The organism is Mesorhizobium sp. M0185 (genome assembly GCF_040322175.1).
GTDB lineage: Bacteria > Pseudomonadota > Alphaproteobacteria > Rhizobiales > Rhizobiaceae > Mesorhizobium.
The window spans coordinates 95,679-111,958 of the sequence record NZ_JAMYSY010000004.1 but is presented as its reverse complement, the minus strand read 5'-3'; the positions used below and the strand labels follow the sequence as shown (position 1 = coordinate 111,958).

General features: G+C 63.9%; 13 protein-coding genes. 7 read left to right on the top strand and 6 right to left on the bottom strand.

The window, feature by feature from the left end; all coding sequences use genetic code 11:
* Nucleotides 1-26: 26 nt before the first annotated feature.
* Nucleotides 27-2,210, bottom strand: coding sequence for a primosomal protein N' (locus NKJ20_RS05065; RefSeq protein WP_352742892.1), 2,184 nt, complete (start codon nucleotides 2,208-2,210; stop codon nucleotides 27-29).
* 90 nt (nucleotides 2,211-2,300) lie between these two features.
* On the opposite strand from NKJ20_RS05065, the gene fsa reads away from it, so the two are divergent.
* Nucleotides 2,301-2,954, top strand: coding sequence for a fructose-6-phosphate aldolase (gene fsa, locus NKJ20_RS05060; RefSeq protein WP_023678103.1), 654 nt, complete (start codon nucleotides 2,301-2,303; stop codon nucleotides 2,952-2,954).
* Between the two features lie 72 nt (nucleotides 2,955-3,026).
* Here the strand turns inward: fsa and NKJ20_RS05055 are convergent, their stop codons facing one another.
* Together NKJ20_RS05055 and leuS are read right to left on the bottom strand one after the other, a co-directional pair.
* A complete protein-coding gene (locus NKJ20_RS05055) occupies nucleotides 3,027-3,608 on the bottom strand; it encodes an LPS assembly lipoprotein LptE (protein ID WP_352742891.1) in 582 nt (193 codons plus the stop codon).
* On the bottom strand, nucleotides 3,595-6,219 hold the full coding sequence (gene leuS, locus NKJ20_RS05050) for a leucine--tRNA ligase (RefSeq protein ID WP_352742889.1): 2,625 nt from the start codon (nucleotides 6,217-6,219) through the stop codon (nucleotides 3,595-3,597). Before leuS ends, NKJ20_RS05055 begins: the two co-directional genes overlap by 14 nt.
* 146 nt (nucleotides 6,220-6,365) lie before the next feature.
* On the opposite strand from leuS, the gene NKJ20_RS05045 reads away from it, so the two are divergent.
* Both NKJ20_RS05045 and NKJ20_RS05040 read left to right on the top strand, forming a co-directional pair.
* Entirely contained in the window at nucleotides 6,366-7,028 is a 663-nt protein-coding gene (locus NKJ20_RS05045; RefSeq protein WP_352450904.1) for a YggS family pyridoxal phosphate-dependent enzyme, read from the top strand.
* A gap of 109 nt (nucleotides 7,029-7,137) precedes the next feature.
* Nucleotides 7,138-8,187, top strand: a complete 1,050-nt coding sequence (locus NKJ20_RS05040; protein ID WP_352450905.1) for an aldo/keto reductase — start codon at nucleotides 7,138-7,140, stop codon at nucleotides 8,185-8,187.
* Nucleotides 8,188-8,247: 60 nt separating this feature from the next.
* Here the strand turns inward: NKJ20_RS05040 and NKJ20_RS05035 are convergent, their stop codons facing one another.
* Entirely contained in the window at nucleotides 8,248-9,156 is a 909-nt protein-coding gene (locus NKJ20_RS05035) for a LysR family transcriptional regulator (protein ID WP_352450906.1), read from the bottom strand.
* Nucleotides 9,157-9,293: 137 nt separating this feature from the next.
* Between NKJ20_RS05035 and NKJ20_RS05030 the strand changes: the two genes are divergently transcribed.
* Complete coding sequence (locus NKJ20_RS05030; RefSeq protein WP_352742886.1) at nucleotides 9,294-10,475, top strand: MFS transporter; 1,182 nt, start codon at nucleotides 9,294-9,296, stop codon at nucleotides 10,473-10,475.
* 55 nt (nucleotides 10,476-10,530) lie between these two features.
* Nucleotides 10,531-11,565: an aldo/keto reductase gene (locus NKJ20_RS05025; protein WP_352742885.1), complete on the top strand. Its 1,035-nt coding sequence runs from the start codon at nucleotides 10,531-10,533 to the stop codon at nucleotides 11,563-11,565.
* 45 nt (nucleotides 11,566-11,610) lie between these two features.
* Here the strand turns inward: NKJ20_RS05025 and NKJ20_RS05020 are convergent, their stop codons facing one another.
* A complete protein-coding gene (locus tag NKJ20_RS05020) occupies nucleotides 11,611-11,883 on the bottom strand; it encodes an usg protein (RefSeq protein ID WP_023678111.1) in 273 nt (90 codons plus the stop codon).
* A gap of 305 nt (nucleotides 11,884-12,188) precedes the next feature.
* On the opposite strand from NKJ20_RS05020, the gene acs reads away from it, so the two are divergent.
* Together acs and NKJ20_RS05010 are read left to right on the top strand one after the other, a co-directional pair.
* Nucleotides 12,189-14,144, top strand: a complete 1,956-nt coding sequence (acs, locus tag NKJ20_RS05015; RefSeq protein ID WP_352742883.1) for an acetate--CoA ligase — start codon at nucleotides 12,189-12,191, stop codon at nucleotides 14,142-14,144.
* Nucleotides 14,144-14,887: an MOSC domain-containing protein gene (locus tag NKJ20_RS05010; protein ID WP_352742881.1), complete on the top strand. Its 744-nt coding sequence runs from the start codon at nucleotides 14,144-14,146 to the stop codon at nucleotides 14,885-14,887. The genes acs and NKJ20_RS05010 overlap by 1 nt, the downstream gene beginning before the upstream one ends.
* Here NKJ20_RS05010 and NKJ20_RS05005 read toward each other — a convergent pair whose 3' ends face one another.
* Nucleotides 14,888-16,156, bottom strand: coding sequence for a class I SAM-dependent methyltransferase (locus tag NKJ20_RS05005; RefSeq protein WP_352742879.1), 1,269 nt, complete (start codon nucleotides 16,154-16,156; stop codon nucleotides 14,888-14,890).
* Nucleotides 16,157-16,280 lie beyond the last annotated feature (124 nt).

The window sequence follows — 16,280 nt, the reverse complement described above, 5'->3', positions numbered from 1 at the left end:
TACGGAAGCCTATCCTCTGAGCCCCTTCACAAAAAGCTCTGCGGGTCGATGTCGACCTGGACGCGTACCGAACCCCGTATCTTCGGTCCCTCAGCCAGCATGGTGCGGATGAATCCTTGCATGTCGGCGCGCCGTTCGCCCTGGATCAGCAGGCGAAAGCGATGGCGCCCGCCGATCAATGATAGCGGCGCCTCGGCCGGGCCGAGCACGAACAGGTCGCTGGCCTGCGGCGCGGCGCGGCGCAGGCCGCGGGCGTGCCCTTCGGCTTCCGCCCGGGTCGCGGCGCTGACGATGACGCCGGCCAGCCGACCGAAGGGCGGCAGCCCCGCCCGCTCGCGTTCGGCGATCTCACGTTCGTAGAAGGCCTCGGCATCGCCGGAGACGATCGCCCGCATTACGGGATGGTCGGGCTGGAAAGTCTGCAGCAGGCCAAGGCTCTTCTTGCCGGTGCGGCCGGCGCGGCCGGTCACCTGGCTGAGCAGTTGGAAGGTGCGCTCGGCGGCGCGCGGGTCGCCATTGGCAAGGCCGAGATCGACATCGACCACACCGACCAGCGTCATGTTGGGAAAATTATGGCCCTTGGCGACGAGTTGCGTGCCGATGACGATGTCGGCCTCGCCATTGGCGATGGCTTCAAGCTCGAGCCGCAGCCGGCGCACGCCGCCCATCAGGTCGGACGACAGTACGATGGTGCGGGCATCGGGGAAATGCGCGACGACCTCCTCGGCGATGCGCTCGACGCCTGGCCCGCAGGCGACCAGATGATCGAGCGTGCCGCATTCCGGACAGGCTTCGGGCCGGCGTTCATTGTGCCCGCAGTGGTGGCAGACGAGCTGGCCGCGAAAGCGGTGCTCGACCAGCCAGGCCGAGCAGACCGGACAGCCAAAGCGGTGGCCGCAGACGCGGCAGAGCGTCAGCGGCGCATAACCGCGCCGGTTGAGGAACAGCAGCGACTGTTCCTGTTTTGCCAGTGTCTGCCGCATTTGTCCAAGCAACACCGGCGACAGGAAACCGCCGCGTGCCGGCGGCGCGCGGCGCATGTCGATCGTCTTGAGATCGGGAAGTGCCGCCTCGGCAAAGCGCGCCGAAAGCACCGCCCTGCTGTAGCGGCCCCGGCTGGCATTGACCCGGCTTTCGACCGACGGTGTCGCCGAGGCGAGCACGACCGGAAAGCCGCCGATATGGCCGCGCACCACGGCCATGTCGCGCGCATTGTAAAAGACGCGATCCTCCTGCTTGTAGGCGGGGTCGTGCTCTTCGTCGACGACGATCAATCCAAGCTCCCTGAACGGCAGGAACAGCGCCGAGCGCGCGCCGGCGACGACCCGCACGCCGCCTTCCGCTACCTGCCGCCAGACCTTTTCGCGCATCCTTGGCGGCAGGTCCGAGTGCCATTCCGCCGGCTTGGCACCGAACCGCTCCTGGAAGCGTTCGAGGAAGGCATGGGTCAGCGCAATTTCCGGCAGCAGGATCAGCACCTGCTTGCCGCGATCGAGCGCGGCCGCAACCGCCTCGAAATAGACCTCCGTCTTGCCGGATCCGGTTACACCATCGAGCAGGGTGACGCCGAATGTGCCGGTCGCGACATTGGCGCGCAGCATCTCGGCGGCATCGCTCTGGTCAGGCATCAGTGAAGGCACGGTGTAGCCGGGATCGGGTGCTGCGACCACCGGCCGCGGGGGTATCATCACCGTCTCGAATACGCCCTGCGCCCTCAGCCCGTCCACCACCGTCGACGACACGCCTGCCGCATGCGCCAGGCCGGATCGCGTCCAGGCAAGTCCGCCTTCGGCCGTCTCCAGCACGCGCGTCCTCGCCTCCGTCATCCGGTCGGGCTTGGCGAAGGTGCGCTGCAGCCCTTCGATCCACGGCTCCGGGTCGAACGCCTCCGGCGCCCTGAGCAGCATGCGCGCCACCATGCCGGGCGGCGACAGCGTGTACTGCGCCACCCAATCGACAAAACGCCGCATCGCGCGGTCGATCGGCGGGCAGTCGAAAACCTGCTCGATCGGCCGCAATTTCTTCGCGTCGACCTTTTCGACGGCGCCGTCCCAGACGATGCCGGCGACCTGGCGGGGCCCAAGCGGAACGCGCACGATCGAGCCCGGCACCACGCGCATGCCAGCCGGCACGGCATAGGTGTAGGGGCGCTCGGCGGGCATCGGCACCAGCACCGGTGCGGCCGCGACAAAGGGCGAATCTTCGATCATGAGGCGTGACCTTGCCCCGACTTTGGTCTAGATCAAAGTCCGACCCCGAATGTGCATGACGTGCACATGAAAAATCTTCAGGAGACCGCCATGAAATTTTTTGTCGACACCGCCGATGTCAAGGAAATCCGCGAGCTGAACGATTTGGGGCTGCTCGACGGCGTAACCACCAATCCGTCGCTGATCCTGAAATCCGGCGGCAAGATCGCCGACGTCACAAGAGAGATCTGCGAGATCGTCAAGGGCCCGGTCTCGGCCGAAGTCGTCGCCACCGAATACAAGGACATGATGGCGGAGGCCAAGATCCTGGCCAGGATCGCCGACAATGTCTGCATCAAGGTGCCGCTGACGCTCGACGGCCTGCGAGCCTGCAAGGACATCCGGTCGGACGGCCGCATGGTCAACGTCACGCTGTGCTTCTCGGCCACCCAGGCGCTGCTCGCCGCCAAGGCCGGCGCCTCCTTCATCTCGCCCTTCGTCGGCCGCATCGACGACAGCGGCTGGGACGGCATGGAGCTGATTGCCGATATCCGCACCATCTACGACAATTATGACTTCCAGACCGAGATCCTGACCGCTTCTGTGCGCACCGTGAACCATGTCAAGCAGGCGGCGCTGATCGGTGCCGATGTCATCACCGCGCCGCCGGCGACGCTCAAGGCACTGGTCAAACACCCGCTGACCGACAAGGGCCTGGAACTGTTCCTCGCCGACTGGGCAAAGACCGGGCAGAAGATCGGCTGAAGCGACTATCCTACGAACAAAAAAAAGCCGAGCAATCGGCCTTTTTTTGCAGATTGCGCACTCCGGAAAGACCTAGCTTGCCGCCGGCTTGCCGTGCTTGATCAGATCCTGGGCGATCGACAGCCGCAGCACATCTGCCAGCTCGCGCGCCGCACGGTTCTCGGCGTCGATCTGGGCCCGGTATGACGCGAATTCCTGGCGCGGCCTGTCGTATGACGACGGAATCGAGCGCTTGCCCCTCGCTATGACCGTGCCCGTCTTGGCATCGCTGAGCACATAGTTGGCGGTCAGCGTTACAGTGCCGGCGGTCGGCTCGTCCTCGTCGGTCGTGACCTGCTCGATTGCCGCCGATTCGACGAGTTCGGAGACGCCGAGATCAAGCGAATAGACCGGCGAAGCCGGCTCGCCGGCGCCCTGGCCGAGCGCGAAGATCAAATTGTTGCGGACCTGCTGGGCGTAGCGGGTCTTGACCGGCTTGACCGAGATCGATGCCAGCTCGGCAGCGGCGCCGACCTGCGAGCCGGCGATCAGCGGCGCGCTCGAATAGAGCGGCCGCACCGTGCAGGCGGAAACCAGCGCCACCGAGGCGAGCAGCCCGCAAAGCACGACACGGCGCAGCGTCAGCTCTGTCTTTCGCGGCTCAGGCAACGACATTGACGATCCTCTGCGGCACAATGATCACCTTGCGCGGCGCCTTACCTTCGAGCGCTTTCTGCACGAAGTCGAGAGCCAGAACCGCTTTTTCGACCGCACCTTGGTCCGCGTCGCGGGCAATTGTCAAATCGCCGCGCTTCTTGCCGTTGACCTGGACCGGCAGCACGATCTCGGCGTCGACGACAAGCGAGGCATCGTAGTCCGGCCAGGGCCGTTCGGCGACAAGGTCGGTGCCGCCGAGCGTCTGCCAGCACTCCTCGGCCAGATGCGGCATGACCGGCGCGATCAGGTGCACCAGGATCTCGACGGCCTCACGGCAGGCCGCTTGCAGCGCCGGACCGGCTTTGCCCTCTGCCGCCTCGTTGAGCGGCACGGTCAAGGCATTGGCGAGCTCGTAGACGCGGGCGATGGCGCGGTTGAAGGCGAGCTTTTCGATATCCTCGCCGACCGACTTCAGGATCTTGTGCGCGGCCTTGGACACTGTCCCGGCCTCGCCGTCCTTCGCCGCCTCTGGCCGGACTCCGGCGAGCGATTCGGCAGCCGTCGACACCAGGCGCCAGATGCGCTGGATGAAGCGATGCGCGCCGGCCGCACCCTCGTCGGTCCATTCGACATCGCGCTCGGGCGGCGAGTCCGACAGCATGAACCAGCGCGCCGTATCGGCGCCGTAGCCGTCGGTGATCTCTTCCGGACTCACCGTATTCTTCTTCGACTTCGACATTTTTTCGAGCGGACCGATCACCGCCTCTTCGCCGGTGGCGATTTCGAAGGCGCGGCGCTTGCCGTCGGCGTCTTCCAGCCTGACCTCGCTTGGCGCAAGCCAGCGGCCGTTCGAGGCGCCGCCAACCCGATAGGTCTCGTGCACCACCATGCCTTGCGTGAACAGGCCCCTGAACGGCTCGGCGAGATCGACATGGCCGGTCTCGCGCATGGCGCGGGTGAAAAAGCGCGAATAGAGCAAATGCAGGATCGCATGCTCAATACCGCCAATATACTGGTCGACCGGCAGCCATTCAGTCGCGGCCTCGGGGTCGGTCGGATTGTTTGCCCACGGCGCCGTGAAGCGCGCGAAATACCACGAAGAATCGACAAATGTGTCCATCGTGTCGGTTTCGCGCCGCGCATCCTTGCCGCAACGCGGGCATTTGACGTGCCGCCATGTCGGATGGCGATCGAGCGGATTGCCCGGCCGGTCGAACTCGATGTCGTCCGGCAGCTTGACCGGCAGGTCGGCCTTCGGCACCGGCACCACGCCGCAATCCTCGCAATGGATCATCGGGATCGGGCAGCCCCAATAGCGCTGGCGCGAAATGCCCCAGTCGCGCAGGCGGAAATTCACCTTGCGCTCTGCCATCGGCCGGTTGCCGATGGTCCTTTGTTCCAGCAGCTTTGCCACCTCGTCGAATGCCTGATCCGGCTTCATGCCGTCGAGGAAGCGCGAATTGATCATCGCGCCATCATCGACATAAGCCTCGTCGATGACCTGGAAGCTTCCTTGATTCTCGCCTTCCGGCATCACCACCGGGATGACCGGAAGGCCGTATCTGTTGGCGAAGTCGAGGTCGCGCTGGTCATGTGCCGGGCAGCCGAAGATGGCGCCGGTGCCATAGTCCATCAGCACGAAATTGGCGACGTAGACGGGTAGCGTCCACCTCTCGTCGAACGGATGGACGACGCGAATGCCGGTATCGAAACCCTTCTTCTCGGCCGTCTCCAATGCCGCCACCGAAGTGCCCATATGGCGGACTTCGTCGATGAACTTTGCCACCGCCGGATTGTCCTCGGCGGCCTTTTTGGCCAGCGGATGGTCGGCCGCAATCGCCATGAAGGACGCGCCGAAGATGGTGTCGGGCCTGGTCGTATAGACTTCGAGCTCATGCTCGCCGCCGACTGTCTTGGCCAGCGGCCAGCGGATCAGCAGCCCTTCCGAACGGCCGATCCAGTTCGCCTGCATCAGCTTTACTTTTTCCGGCCAGTCGTCGAGCTGATCGAGCGAATCCAGCAGATCCTGCGCGTAATCGGTGATCTTGAAGAACCACTGCGTCAGCTCGCGCTGTTCCACCAGCGCGCCTGAGCGCCAGCCGCGTCCGTCGATGACCTGCTCGTTGGCAAGCACCGTCATGTCCTCCGGATCCCAGTTGACCTTGGAGGATTTGCGCGTCACCAGCCCCTTCTCGACGAAATCGAGGAACAGCATCTGCTGGCGGTGATAGTAGTCGACATCGCAGGTGGCGAACTCGCGCGCCCAATCGAGCGACAGGCCCATGACCTTGAGCTGCTCGCGCATGGCGGCAATGTTCTGATAGGTCCAGTCCTTGGGATGGACCTTGTTCTGCATCGCCGCGTTTTCGGCTGGCATGCCAAAGGCGTCCCAGCCCATCGGGTGCAGCACGTTGAAACCCTTGGCCCGCTTGTAGCGCGCCACCACGTCGCCCATCGTATAGTTGCGGGTATGGCCGATATGGATGCGCCCCGACGGATACGGGAACATCTCCAGCACGTAGTATTTCGGGCGCGGGTCGTCATTGTCGGCTTCGAACAGCTTCTTGGCGTCCCAGGCCTTCTGCCATTTGGGCTCTGACGCGCGCGGATTGTATCGTTCGGTTGCCATCGGGTGTTTTTCACTTAAAAGCATGCGCGAGCCGCCGGACAATGCCCGGGCGGCTCAGGAAATGTCGTCGCGGTGTTCACCATGGATTGCCGGACCCGTCAACTGCGGCGATCCGGCGAAAAGCCAAACACAGGCAGGATATAGGCATGGCGAGCGCCGTCGAACAGCTTTTCACGGTCAAGGCAAGGATCGCTGCCGCCGAGCGCGAGGCAGGCCGCGAGGCCGGAGCGGTGACGCTGGTCGCAGTCTCGAAAACCTTCGACGCCGCCGACATCCGCCCGATTATCGAGGCCGGCCAGCGCGTCTTCGGCGAAAACCGCGTCCAGGAAGCACAAGCCAAATGGCCGGTGCTGAAGGAGGCATTTTCCGACATCGAGCTGCATCTGATCGGTCCGCTGCAATCGAACAAGGCCAAGGAAGCGGTGGCATTGTTCGACGTCATCGAAACCGTCGACCGTGAAAAGATCGCCGCAGAGCTGGCCAAGGAGATCGCCAGGCAAGGCCGGTCACCAAGGCTCTATGTCCAGGTCAACACCGGCTCCGAGCCGCAAAAGGCCGGCATCGAGCCGCGCGAGGCTGTCGCCTTCGTGGCCCGTTGCCGCTCGGTTCACGCCCTCGCCATCGAAGGGCTGATGTGCATTCCGCCGGCCGACGAGAACCCCGGTCCGCATTTCGCGCTGCTGGAAAAGCTTGGGCTCGAGGCCGGCGTCGACAAGCTCTCCATGGGCATGTCCGGCGACTACGAAATCGCGATCGCCTTCGGCGCGACCAGTGTCAGGGTTGGATCGGCGATTTTCGGCGCCAGATGAGGCGCAGCCGACCTTAGGCCACAGGCTGACATTGACTAAGCCAGCGTATAGAAACGGAACGTTTCGTTCCTATATCGGTCGAGTTATTCTCAACCCGTTTGGAGCCACCATGCGTTACAATCAACTTGGAAATACGGGGATGTTCGTCTCCGAACTTTGCCTCGGCACGATGACGTTCGGCGCGGCCGGCGAGAATGCCCAATGGGGCCTGATCGCCAGCCTCGACCAGAAGGGCGTCGACGAGATCGTTGCCCGCTCGCTCGCCGCCGGCGTCAATTTCTTCGACACGGCGGATGTCTATTCCTTCGGCGCCTCGGAACGGCTTCTCGGCCAGTCGCTCAGGAACCTTGGCGTCAACCGTCAGGACGTGATCATCGCCACCAAGGTTCATGGCGCCATGGGCGGCGGCCCGAACCAGCGCGGTTCCTCGCGCGGCCACATCATGGATTCGGTCGAAGGCAGCCTCGAGCGGCTGCAGCTCGATCACATCGATCTCTACCAGCTGCACGGCACCGACACGGTGACGCCGATCGACGAAACGCTGCGGGCGCTCGACGACCTGGTTGCCGCCGGCAAGGTCCGCTATGTCGGCGTCTCGAACTGGCAGGCTTGGCGCATCGCCAAGGCGCTGGGTATTGCCGAGCGCAAGGGCTTTGCCCGCTTCGAGACCGTGCAGTCGTATTACTCGATCGCCGGCCGCGATCTCGAGCGCGAAATCGTGCCGCTGCTCAACGAGGAGAAGCTCGGGCTGATGGTCTGGTCGCCGATGGCTGGCGGCCTGCTCTCCGGCAAATACGGACCGGGCGCCCCCGGCAATGGCGAGGGCCGCCGCGCCAGCTTCAATTTCCCGCCGGTCAATGAGGACCGTGCCTGGGCAGCGGTCGCTGTCATGCGCGAGATCGCCGTCAAGCACGGCGTCAGCGTCGCCACGGTGGCGCTCGGCTATGTCCTGGCCAAGCCATTCGTGATGAGCGTCATCATCGGCGCCAGCCGCATCGAGCAGCTGGAACAGAACCTTGCAGCCACCGAGTTGCAGCTCGATGCCGATGATCTTGTTCGCCTCGACGAAGTCAGTGCCCTGCCCGCCGAATACCCCGGCTGGATGCTGGAGCGTCAGGCGGCCGGCCGGCGGCCGGCGCCCTTTGTGCCGAAAAAGTAGTTCAATTTACCTTCGATTCGATGCTTCGGGAGCCGGCAGGCTCCCGATCTTTTTTTGGGCTCAAGTCAGCCGGACAGTCTCGACCAAAAAGTCCAAAAACGCCCGCACCCGCGCCGGCAAATACTTGCCTTGGCCGACATAGACGGCGTGGGTGAGTTCCTCGTCGCCGGGATTGAACTCTTCCAGCAGCGGCAGCAGCCGGCCGGCGGCAATGTCGGCCTCCACATGCCAGCGTGCCAGCCGGGCGATGCCCGCCCCCGAGAGCGCCATCAGCCGCATCGCCTCGCCGTCGCTGACCAGCGTATTTCCGATGATCGACAGGGTGATCGGTTTGCCGGCCGCGTCGATAAAAGGCCAGCCCTCGAGGTGACGAACGAAACGGAAGCCCATCCGGTTGTGACGATCGAGGTCGGCGGGCGTCTTGGGCGTGCCACGCGCTTCGAGATACGATGGCGCCGCAACGACGACCACCCGGCTCTGCCCGAGCTTGCGCGCCACCAGCCGTGATTCGCCGAGCGGCCCGGCGCGGATGGCGACGTCAGCGCGCTCCTCCATCAGGTCGATGACATCGTCGGTCAACACCAGATCGACCGAGATTTCGGGGTAGCGCTCTAGGAAACGCGGCAAAAGCGGGATCAGCCGATGCTGCCCGAAAGGCACGTAGCTGTTGATCCGCAGCCGGCCACGCGGCGCGGCACCCGCCGCTGCCTCGCGCTCGGCCGCCGCCATGTCGGCCAGGACGCGCACGCCGCTGTCGAAGAATGCCGCCCCCTCCGGCGTCAGTTGCAGCTTGCGCGTCGAACGGCTGACCAGCCGCGTACCAAGCCGCGCCTCCAGCCGCGCGATCAGCTTGCTCACCGCCGACGGCGTCATCCGCAACGCGCGGGCAGCGGCTGAAAAGCTGCCCGCCTCGACGACGCGGACGAACACTTCGATCTCGCCGGAGCGATTGATGTCGGGCCTGGCCATTGGTGAATCTATTTCACAGACGATGTGCCCGATGCAAGGCTGGTTCACAGCACATCGCGGCACGATCTTCCGGATCGGGGCGTGGGAGGACACGGCGCCCGTCGTCAAAACTGGTCGTCATCGAAGTGGGAACCGCCATGCCCCTTGCTCTTTACGCTCTTGCCGCCGGTGCCTTTGGCATCGGCGTCACCGAATTCGTCATCATGGGCCTGCTGCTCGACGTCAGCACTGATCTCGGCGTCTCGATCTCGGCTTCCGGCCAGCTGATTTCCGGCTATGCGCTGGGCGTCGTCATCGGCGCGCCGCTGCTGACGATCGCGACCGGCCGTTGGCCGCGCAAGACCGTGCTTCTGGCGCTGATGGCGATCTTCACGCTGGGCAACCTCGCTTGTGCGCTTGCCCCAGACTACTGGACGCTGATGGGTGCGCGCGTACTGACCGCCTTCGCCCACGGCACCTTCTTCGGCGTCGGCTCGGTCGTGGCGACCGGACTGGTGGCGCCCAACAAGAAAGCCTCGGCGATCGCCCTGATGTTCACCGGCCTGACCATCGCCAACATCCTCGGCGTGCCCTTCGGCACATGGCTCGGCCAAGCCTTCGGCTGGCGCGCGACCTTCTGGGCGGTGACCCTGGTCGGCATCGCCGCCTTTGCCATCATTCTGCTGCTGGTGCCGCGCAGCCGAACAGAGCCTGAGAAGAGCAATTTGCGCGCCGATCTCGCCTTGCTCGGCCGCACGCCGGTCCTGCTTGGCTTTGCTACCACCGTGCTTGGCTATGCCGGCGTCTTCGCCGTCTTCACCTACATCGCCCCGTTGCTGACCGAGATCACCGGTTTTGACGAGGCAGCGGTGTCGCCGATCCTGCTGGTCTTCGGCGGCGGCCTCATCGCCGGCAACCTCGCCGGCGGCAAGTTCGCCGACCGCTGGTTGGTACCGTCCGTTCTCGGCAGTCTCGTCGTGCTGGCGCTGGTGCTCGGCACCATGACCTTCGCCCTGCACAGCCAGGTCATGGCCGTTATCTATGTCGGCCTGCTCGGCGCCGCCGCCTTCGCCACCGTCGCGCCGCTACAGTTATGGGTGTTGCAGAAAGCGCAAGGCGCCGGCCAGAGCCTAGCTTCATCCTTCAACATCGCCGCCTTCAACCTCGGCAATGCGGCCGGCGCCTGGCTCGGCGGCGTGGTCATCGCCCATGGTCCCGGCCTCGGTGCCGTCACCTGGGTCGCGGCGCTGTTGCCACTTTCAGCGCTTGCCGTGGCGGCGTTTGCGCTGCGTCTCGACCGAGATCCTGTCCTCGCTACACCGGAAATCGCGCGGTCATAGAACGCAAACCTCAACCAATCTTTGAAACAGCCATCCTTCCACAAGGAGCAAACCCATGGATTATCGAAATCTTGGCGCATCAGGCCTGAAGGTCCCGGCGCTCTCGTTCGGCGCTGGAACCTTCGGCGGTTCAGGCCCGCTGTTCGGCGCCTGGGGCAACAGCGATGCGACGGAAGCACGGCGGCTGGTCGACATCTGCCTTGAGGCCGGCGTCTACCTGTTCGACACCGCCGACGTCTATTCGAATGGCGCTTCCGAACAAGTGCTCGGCGCTGCCATCAAGGGCCGCCGCGACGCCGTGCTGATCTCGACCAAGACCTCGCTGCCGATGGGCGACGGTCCCAACGATGCCGGATCGTCACGTTCACGCCTGATCAAGGCCGTCGAAGACGCGCTGGGGCGCCTTGGCACCGACTACATCGACCTGCTGCAACTGCACGCCTTCGACGCAGCAACACCGATCGAGGAGGTGCTGTCGACACTGGACAGTCTCGTGCGCGCCGGCAAACTGCGTTATGTCGGCGTCTCCAATTTTTCCGGCTGGCAAGTGATGAAATCGCTCGGCCTGGCGGGCAGATACGGCTATCCCCGATACGTCGCCCATCAGGTCTTTTACTCGCTGGTCGGACGCGACTATGAATGGGAGTTGATGCCGCTCGGCCTCGACCAGGGTGTCGGTGCGCTGGTGTGGAGCCCGCTCGGCTGGGGCCGCCTGACCGGCAAGATCCGCCGTGGCCAGAAGCTGCCTGAGAAAAGCCGGCTGCACGACACGGCAAGCTTCGGACCGCCCGTCGAGGATGAGCATCTCTATCGGGTCGTCGACGCGCTTGATGTTGTCGCCGAGGAAGCCGGCAAGACCATACCGCAGATCGCCATCAATTGGCTGCTGCAGCGGCCGACCGTCGCCTCCGTCATCGTCGGCGCGCGCAACGAGGAGCAGTTGCGCCAGAATCTCGGCGCCGTCGGCTGGTCGTTGACAGCCGAGCAGATGAAGAAGCTCGACACGGCAAGTGAGGTCACCGCACCCTATCCGTATTTTCCCTATCGCCGGCAGGAGGGTTTTGCCCGGCTGAACCCGCCCGCAGTCTGACGCTCCAAAAGCTGGGCGGCGGCTCCCAGGCTGCCGCCCGCCCGGCTAATGCAGAACGAACTCGCCGTCGACCTTGCGCCATTCGTTCGGCGCGATCAGCTTCTGGTGCGTGTAGCTGACCGAATGCAGCGGGCCTTCGAGCTTGGCCTTCCAGAACTCGATGAAACGGATCAGCACGGGAAATTTCGGGGCGATGTCGTAATCCTGCCAGATGAAGCTCTGCAGCAGATGCGGATGATCTGGAAAATGATAAAGAATCTTGGCCGTGGTCAAGCCATAGCCCTTGAGCATCAGGTCCATTTCGGAATGGTCGCGCATTGCGGTCCCCTGGTTGATTCTCCTTCCTCCCAGGCTGAAATTGTGCACCCCATTTGCTTAATCGTCTATTGATATTTCTATGATCGAACCAGATTCCTCCCGCAAAAACATGCGCTTAGCAGCCGCCTCACGAGAGTGCTGACACGACCCGGCAAAGCACCTGCGGCATCCCGCCGCGCGAATCCAACGTCTAATGTTGCCGTCGCGGCCGAACTGTTAATAATGCGCGCGAATTCGCGGCCGCATCGCCGCGATCCTGCCGGCAGTCAAGCCGGCGGTTTGGTTTTGGGGAGGAAGGCGAAGAAATGTCCGATGTTCATGTCCATCGCGTCCAGCCGGCGTGGAAGAAGAACGCGCTGATTGACAACGACACCTACCTGAAATGGTACGCCGACAGTGTCAAGAGCCCGGACAAGTTCTGGGGCAAGCACGGCAAGCGCATCGACTGGTTCAAGCCCTACAGCAAGGTCAAGAACACGTCCTTCGACGGCCAGGTCTCAATCAAATGGTTCGAGGATGGCCAGACCAACGTTTCCTGGAACTGCATCGACCGGCATCTGAAGAAGCGCGGCGAACAGACCGCCATCATCTGGGAAGGCGACAATCCCTACGACGACAGGAAGATCACCTATAACGAGCTTCACGCGCATGTCTGCCGCCTCGCCAATGTGATGAAAAAGCACGGCATCAAGAAGGGCGACCGCGTCACCATCTACATGCCGATGATCCCGGAGGCCGCTTATGCGATGCTCGCCTGCACGCGCATCGGCGCCATTCATTCGGTCGTCTTCGGCGGCTTTTCGCCGGATGCGCTGGCCGGACGCATCGACGACTGCAAGTCGACCTTCGTCATCACCGCCGACGAAGGCCTGCGGGGCGGCAAGCCTATCCCGCTGAAGGAGAACACCGACAAGGCGATCGAGATCGCCGCCAAGGCCGGAACGAAAGTCGAAAAGGTCTTGGTCGTGCGCCGCACCGGCGGCAAGACCGGCTGGGCCGCCGGGCGCGACGTCTGGTACCATGACGAGGTCGCCACGGTTAAGGCCGAATGCAAGCCCGAGAAGATGAACGCCGAGGACCCGCTGTTCATCCTCTACACATCCGGCTCGACCGGCAAGCCGAAGGGCGTGCTGCACACCACCGCCGGCTATCTCGTCTATGTCTCGATGACCCACCAATATGTCTTCGACTATCATGACGGCGATATCTACTGGTGCACCGCCGATGTCGGCTGGGTCACCGGCCACAGCTATATCGTCTACGGGCCGCTCGCCAACGGCGCCACCACGCTGATGTTCGAAGGCGTGCCGAACTACCCGTCGCAGTCGCGTTTCTGGGACGTGATCGACAAGCACAAGGTCAACATCTTCTACACGGCGCCGACGGCGCTGCGCGCGCTGATGGGCGCCGGCGATGCCCATGTCACCAAAACGTCGCGCAAGTCGCTGCGCGTGCTCGGCACCGTCGGCGAGCCGATCAATCCGGAAGCCTGGGAGTGGTATTTCAACGTCGTCGGCAACGGCAAGGTGCCGATCGTCGATACCTGGTGGCAGACCGAGACCGGCGGCATCATGATCACGCCGGTTCCGGGCGCCACCGACCTCAAGGCGGGTTCGGCGACGCGGCCCTTCTTTGGCGTCAAGCCGCTGCTGGTCGATACCGACGGCAAGGTGCTCGAAGGCGAAGCCAGCGGCAATCTTTGTATTGCCGACTCATGGCCGGGCCAGACGCGCACCGTCTATGGCGATCACGACCGCTTCGTGCAGACCTATTTCTCGACCTACAAGGGCAGATACTTCACCGGCGACGGCTGCCGCCGCGATGCTGACGGCTACTACTGGATCACCGGCCGCGTCGACGACGTCATCAACGTCTCCGGCCACCGCATGGGCACCGCCGAGGTCGAATCGGCGCTGGTTTCGCATGGGAAGGTCTCGGAGGCCGCCGTCGTCGGCTACCCGCACGATATCAAGGGCCAGGGCATCTACTGCTATGTCACGCTGATGGCCGGCGAAACGCCAAGCGAGGAATTGCGCCAGGAGCTCGTCGCCCATGTCCGCAAGGAGATCGGCGCCATCGCTTCGCCCGACAAGATCCAGTTCGCGCCCGGCCTGCCGAAGACGCGTTCCGGCAAGATCATGCGGCGCATCCTGCGCAAGATCGCCGAGGATGATTTTGCCGCGCTCGGCGATACCTCGACGCTGGCCGATCCGGCGGTCGTCGACGACCTTATCGCCAACCGGCAAAACAAGAAGGGCTGATGCAACCCGCATTGGGCGCCGTCACCGAGCTTTGGCGCTATCCCGCGAGCTCGCTCGCCGGCGAGTTTCAGCAGGCGATCTCCGTCGACTGGCATACCGTCGAAGGCGACCGCCTGTTTGGTCTTGTCGATACCTCGACCGATGAAATCGCACGGCCCGACCGCGAAGCGAAATGGCACAAGGTGCCCCGCATCCGCACCCGGCTGTCGCAGGCCGGCAGGCTGGAGGTCGCCATCCCCGACGGACGCTGGCTTTCGGCACCTGGCGCGCAAAGTGACCGCGCCATTTGCGCCTATCTCGGCTTTGCGGCTTCCATCCGGCCGTTCCGTCGGGAAAATGCGGCTCCGGATTACGCCGGCCCTCTGCTGACGGAACGCTACGTCAAAGCCCCTATTCATCTGCTGACCACCGCCTCACTGGCGCGTTTGAAAGTGCTGCATCCAGAGGGCACCGCCGACGCGCGCCGCTTCCGCCCCAACATCGTCGTCGATATGCCGGAGGTCGAGGGATCGTTCCCCGAGACGGAATGGATCGGGCGCAAGCTGGCAATCGGCGACCTGCTCCTGACCATCTCCGAGCCGTGCCGCCGCTGCGGCTTCACCATCATTGGCCAGGACGGGTTCGACCACGACCCGGCAATCCTGCGCAGCCTGGTCCGCCACAACGCCCATAACCTCGGCGTCTACTGCACCGTCGATCGACCGGGCCGCGTCGAGATCGGCGCCACGATGCGCCTCCTGTAGCTATCGGTACAAATCCGCCCGCGTCGGCGGCAGGCCGCTCGGCCCACGCGCGCGCCTTGTGGCGACGGTCTGGAAAACCTGCGCCGATGCGCGTTCGAAGGTAATCGAGCAGCCGGTGAGATAAAGCAGCCAGAGCCGCGCCTTGGCTTCGCCGACCTCGGCGATAGCTTCGTCGAAGCGTGCGTGGAGGCGCTCGGCCCATAGCCTGCAGGTGCGCGCATAGTGCTCGCGCAAATTTTCGACGTCGTAGACGAGGAAGCCGTGCGCCTCGAGATTGCCCAGCGTCATGCCGATCGTATCGAGTTCGCCGCCCGGAAAAATGTATTTGATCAGCGCCTTGAATTCCGGCCCCTTGCGCAGCGTCTTCTTCAAGCTGCCCTTGTCGCGCCGGGTGATGGCGTGGTGCAGATAGATGCCGCCCGGCTTGAGCAGGCGATGGATCCTCGAGAAATAGGCCGCATGGTTGGCAAGCCCCAGATGCTCGAACATGCCGATCGACGAGATCTTGTCGAAGGAGCCGGACAGCTCGGCATAGGACTTTATCTCGATGGTGATGCGGTCCTCCAGCCCCTCGGCGCGGATGCGTTCACGGGCGAGCTCGGTCTGTGCTTCCGATAGCGAGACGCCGTGGCCGACGACGCCATAATTCTTCACCGCATGGATGAGCATCGCTCCCCAGCCGCAGCCGATGTCGAGCAATCTATCGCCGGGCTTCAGCCGAAGCTTGCGGCAGATATGGTCGAGCTTGTCTCTCTGGGCCTGATCGATATCGTTGGCGAAATCCTTGAAGTAGCCGCAGCTATAGACCATGCGCTCGTCGAGGAAGAGCCGGTAGAATGCGTTGGAAATGTCGTAATGATGCTGGATCGCCTCCTTGCTCGAACCGCTGACGAAAGGATTGCGGCCGGAAAGATCGGTTCGCGTCGTCATCTGTTTTCGCGAAAACAGCACCGCCGGCAGGTCGCGCAGGATCGCCAGCTTCGGCAATGTCTTGAGCTTCGTCCTGAGCTTGCCCTGCGTGGGCAAGGCGTAGAAATCGAACAGCGATCCGTCTTCGACGTCGACCGCCTTGGCAATCCACATCTCGATCAGCGTCGATAAAGAGGGCCGACGTACGATCTGCCAGACGATGTCCTGGTCGTTGATGGTGAGCACCGGGCCGGCAGCCGGGCCGATCCGCTCGCCTGTCCACAGCCTCACCGCAAAACCCGGCTTCAGCGTCTCGATGACCGTCCGAACAATCCGGGCCGCTCTCTCGGCTGCCTCCATCCCCGTCCTCCCTTACCCGGCAAAATAGTGGCCCGGAACAATAGCGGCTCGATCTTGCCTGCCCGATCGGCCGGCCGCAAGCCGCTTGGGTGCGCAAGCACGGTTGTTCAGGATTTTCGGGTGC